General features: G+C 71.6%; 4 protein-coding genes and 2 pseudogenes. 2 read left to right on the top strand and 4 right to left on the bottom strand.

Annotated elements, in window-relative coordinates; translation table 11 throughout:
• Positions 1-647: pseudogene (locus HUV01_RS13415) on the bottom strand (FdhF/YdeP family oxidoreductase); the annotation flags it as partial.
• 146 nt (positions 648-793) lie between these two features.
• On the opposite strand from HUV01_RS13415, the gene trxB reads away from it, so the two are divergent.
• Entirely contained in the window at positions 794-1,801 is a 1,008-nt protein-coding gene (trxB, locus tag HUV01_RS13420) for a thioredoxin-disulfide reductase (RefSeq protein WP_174298727.1), read from the top strand.
• Positions 1,802-1,814: 13 nt separating this feature from the next.
• Here the strand turns inward: trxB and HUV01_RS13425 are convergent, their stop codons facing one another.
• The 3 genes from HUV01_RS13425 to HUV01_RS13435 are packed head-to-tail and all read right to left on the bottom strand — an operon-like array spanning position 1,815 to position 3,594.
• On the bottom strand, positions 1,815-2,594 hold the full coding sequence (locus HUV01_RS13425) for a hydrolase 1, exosortase A system-associated (RefSeq protein ID WP_174298728.1): 780 nt from the start codon (positions 2,592-2,594) through the stop codon (positions 1,815-1,817).
• Positions 2,579-3,268: a hypothetical protein gene (locus HUV01_RS13430; protein ID WP_254606643.1), complete on the bottom strand. Its 690-nt coding sequence runs from the start codon at positions 3,266-3,268 to the stop codon at positions 2,579-2,581. The genes HUV01_RS13425 and HUV01_RS13430 overlap by 16 nt, the downstream gene beginning before the upstream one ends.
• Positions 3,269-3,321: 53 nt before the next feature.
• Positions 3,322-3,594 (bottom strand): acyl carrier protein, encoded by a 273-nt coding sequence (locus tag HUV01_RS13435; protein WP_174298730.1) that lies wholly within the window; start codon positions 3,592-3,594, stop codon positions 3,322-3,324.
• Between the two features lie 111 nt (positions 3,595-3,705).
• Between HUV01_RS13435 and HUV01_RS13440 the strand changes: the two are divergent.
• Positions 3,706-3,913: pseudogene (locus HUV01_RS13440) on the top strand (hypothetical protein); the annotation flags it as partial.

Raw genomic sequence — 3,913 nt, forward strand, 5'->3', positions numbered from 1 at the left:
AAGATCGCGTCGCAAGCCTCGAAATCGTCGAGCTGGCAGGTGCCGACGGGCGAGCCGATGCACTGCTTCATGCCGACCGACGTCGTCTCGTGGCACATGTTGGACGAATCGGGGAAGTTCTGGCTGCCGTACATCCGGCCCCATAGCGACCACATGAACGACGTCTCCAGGCTGGCGCGGCCGGACGCGTAGAGGATCACCTTGCCGGGGTCGTATCCCTTCAGCTTCGCGCCGATGTCCGCGAACGCCTCGGCCCAGCTTACCGCCCCGTACCGGTCGGTCGCGGCGTCGTAGCGCATCGGGTGGGTCAGCCGGCCGGCCTGTTCGAGGTCGAAGTCCTTCCAGCCTGCAAGCTGCGTGACGGTGTGCCGGCGGAAGAAGTCGGGGGTGACGCGCAGGCTCGTCAGTTCCCAGGCGGTGGCCTTGGCGCCGTTCTCGCAGAACTCCTCGATATGCGGGTTGGCGGGTTTGCCCCAGGCGCAGCTGACGCACATGAAGCCCTCGGGCTTGTTCTGCCGCTGAAGCTCGACGATCGCGCGGGGCGTGAGCTTTTCCTTGGCGATCACGGCGGCGACCGAGCGCAGCGATCCCCACCCGCCCGCCGGGCCGCCATAGGGATCGACCCCGATGTCCTTGCGATCGCTCATGTCCCAACTCCTTGCTGCGGCGGCACCGTAGCGTGCTCCATAGCGAAGCGCGCGGGCAATATGCTTCATGTCGATCAGCGGACTTGGGCGGGAGCGGGCAGCTACCCATGTTGCAGGTCGGGCAGATCACCCGCTAGGAACCGCCCATGACCACCCACACCACCCGCATGCTGATCCTGGGCTCCGGTCCCGCGGGGCTGTCGGCGGCCATCTACGGCGCTCGCGCCGGGATGAACCCGATCGTCGTCCAGGGCGTGCAGCCCGGCGGCCAGCTGACGACGACCACCGACGTCGAGAACTATCCCGGCTTCCGCGACGTCGTCCAGGGTCCGTGGCTGATGGAGGAGATGCAGGCGCAGGCGGAGCACGTCGGCACGCGCATGGTGTGGGACACGATCACCGGCGTCGACCTGTCGCGCCGCCCGTTCCGGCTGACGGGCGACTCGGGCGACGTGTACGAGGGCGAGGTGCTGGTGATCGCCACCGGCGCGCAGGCGCGCTGGCTGGGGCTGGAGAGCGAGGAGGCGCTGAAGGGCAAGGGGGTCAGCGCCTGCGCGACCTGCGACGGCTTCTTCTTCCGCGGCAAGCGCGTGGCGGTGATCGGCGGCGGCAATACGGCGGTGGAGGAGGCGCTGTACCTCACCAACCACTCGCCCCACGTCACGCTGATCCACCGCCGCGACACGTTGCGCGCCGAGCGCATCCTGCAGGAGCGGCTGCACGCGCATCCGGGAATCACCGTGCTGTGGAACAAGGCGGTGGCCGGGTTCGTGGACGGCGGCGGCGCGGCCGGGCTGGTGGCGATCGACCTCCACGACACCGTCACCGGCGAGCGCAGCCGGATCGACGTGGAGGGCGGCTTCGTCGCGATCGGCCATCATCCGGCGACCGAGCTGTTCCGGGGTCATCTGGAGCTCGACGGGGACGGGTACATGGCGGTCGAGCCGGGGTCGACGCGCACCAGCGTGCCCGGCGTGTTCGCGTGCGGCGACGTGGCGGACAAGGTGTACCGCCAGGCGGTGACGGCGGCGGGCACCGGTTGCATGGCCGCGCTCGACGCCGAACGCTTCCTCGCCCACGCCGCGTTCGAGAGCGACCGGGCCGCTGCAGCGGAACCGGCCGGCGAGAAGGAGAACGCCGAGGCGAGCTGGTAGGCGCGCGTCGCGGTCAGCCGGCCAGCGCCGCCCGGATCGCCGCCTCCAGCGCGGCCGCGTCGTCGGTGCGGGCGAAGCTGTGCGAGTCGGTGGGGATCGTAACGGTCTTCATCATCGGGACCGGGCGAAGCGAGCGGAGCGCCGCGCGGGCGGCAAGCGCGGTCGAGTCGCCGGTCGCCAGCACGATCGTCGTCGGGATGCCGGTGACGCCGGCAAGGAAGCGGGCAGCCAGCGACGGCTGCGGCGATGTGCGAGCGATCGACCGCAAGCCCTTCAGCAACTTGCGAAGATCGACCTGTCCGCTCAACAGCCTCCACCACTGGCGGGGGGTCGCCAGCCGCCCGGCATAGCGCGCGCGGATCGCGGCCGGCGGGGGCATGTCGCCCGCGCCGCGCTCCACGAGCCAGGGATTGCCGAGCACCAGCGCATCGATGCCCGCCGCCCGCCCGAACATTGCCAGCGCGGTCGCCGCGTCGCAATTGCCGAAGCCGACAAGGCGGGTGATCTGGGGCTGCTCGCGCCGGAACGCGGCGGCGGCGGCGGCGATGTCCGGCGCGGATGATGCGTAGCCGCCGTTCGCGCCGCCCGAGTCCCCGACGCCGCGCCGGTCGAAGCGGAACACCGGCACGTCGTCCGCCGCCAGCAGCGCCGCCAGCAGCGCCATGCCGCGATGCGCGCCCGCCCGCACCTCGTTGCCGCCCGACACGATCAGCAGCCCCGTCGCGCCCGCTGCCTCGTCGAGCGTGGCGACCAGCGAAGCCCCCTCGCACGGGACGATCAGCGGTCTTCGCATCTTCTCACCCACTCGGCGATATCGGCGGCAAGCCGTTCAGCGAGAACGTCATCACAGCCCGGCTCCGCCCGCCGCCATGGTGGCGAGCCGGCGAGGTGGCGGTCGGCCGGGCGCGGGTCGCCGCTCAGCCTCACGATGCGTTTCGGCACGTCGGGTGCGTCGTAGGGGGTCGCGCCGGTCAAGGCGGAGAGCAGGTCGGCACAGACAAGATTGCCGGCGATCCGGACCGGCGGATCGGGCGCGGCCTCGGGCGGCGCCGCGCCGGCTTGCGATGGGGGCAGCTTGCGCGTTCGTCCGACCTCCCGCTGCTTGATCCGCTTCAGCTCGCGCAGCAGCGCCGGTCCCTCCTGCGGCGACAGGTGCCAGCGTCCGCGCACCGGCGCGGACAGGTCGAGCAGCGCGCCGCTGCGGATGCCCGCCACGTATACCGCCTTCCCCTCCGCCCCGATCGCAGCCACCGCGGACCCGAAGGCCGAGCGCAGCGCGGACAGCGTCGCGGCCTGCGTCGGCACCAGGCTTTCGCCCTGGCCGGGGAGATCGGGCAGGGCGCTCCCTATGCCCAGCACGGCAAGCGCGCGCATTGTCGCCACCGCCACCGCCCGCGTCCGGTTCGCCTCCTCGAACAGCGGCAGCGCAACCACCACCACCGGACCGTCTCCGGAGCCGAGCCGCATCATCCACTCCTCCCCGCCCGCCCACGCATAGCGGGTGAAGGCGGGATCCCCGCTCAGACCGTCGCCTTGCGCGCCGCAAAGGCGACCAGCGCGCCGAACGTCTCCAGCATCTCGCCGTCGACCTCGTCGTCCTCGATCAGGATCGCCAGGCGGTCCTCCAGTTCGGTCAGCACGCCCGCGACCGCCATCGAGTCGAGTTCGGGCAGCGCGCCGAACAGCGGGGTGTCGTCGCGGAAGGCGGCGACCCGGCCCGGCGGCAGCGAGAGCACGTCGCGCAGCACCGCGCGCACGGTCCGGTCCACGATCGACTGGTCTTCGAAGATCACGCAACTGCTCCGTGGGGGTGGAAGGTGGGGAGTGCGCGCGGCGTAACGGCTGGCGGCGGCGATGGGAAGGGAGGGTGAAAACGGCAACCGTTTCGCGCTAGGACGCACGCCATGCCGCCGCCCGATCCCACGCCGCGCCCGATCGACACGCTGCCCTCGCGCGGGGCGCCGGGCGACGCGGCGCTGATCGAGCGGGGCGGCGTGCTGGACTTCGCGGGGCTGGAGGCCGCCGTCGGCCGGCTGGCCGGCTGGCTTGCCGAGCAGTTCATGAAGTCGAATATGGGCGTTCTCATGAACATCATACTCGGTATCGTCGGGG

This window comes from Sphingomonas bacterium, from assembly GCF_903643035.1.
Taxonomy (GTDB): domain Bacteria; phylum Pseudomonadota; class Alphaproteobacteria; order Sphingomonadales; family Sphingomonadaceae; genus Sphingomonas.

What these genes read in the sequence shown, in the direction of transcription:
- trxB (WP_174298727.1), top strand. Translation starts at nt 794, where the DNA reads ATGACCACCCACACCACCCGCATGCTGATCCTGGGCTCCGGTCCCGCG.
- HUV01_RS13425 (WP_174298728.1), bottom strand. Translation starts at nt 2,594, where the DNA reads ATGCGAAGACCGCTGATCGTCCCGTGCGAGGGGGCTTCGCTGGTCGCC.
- HUV01_RS13430 (WP_254606643.1), bottom strand. Translation starts at nt 3,268, where the DNA reads ATGCGGCTCGGCTCCGGAGACGGTCCGGTGGTGGTGGTTGCGCTGCCG.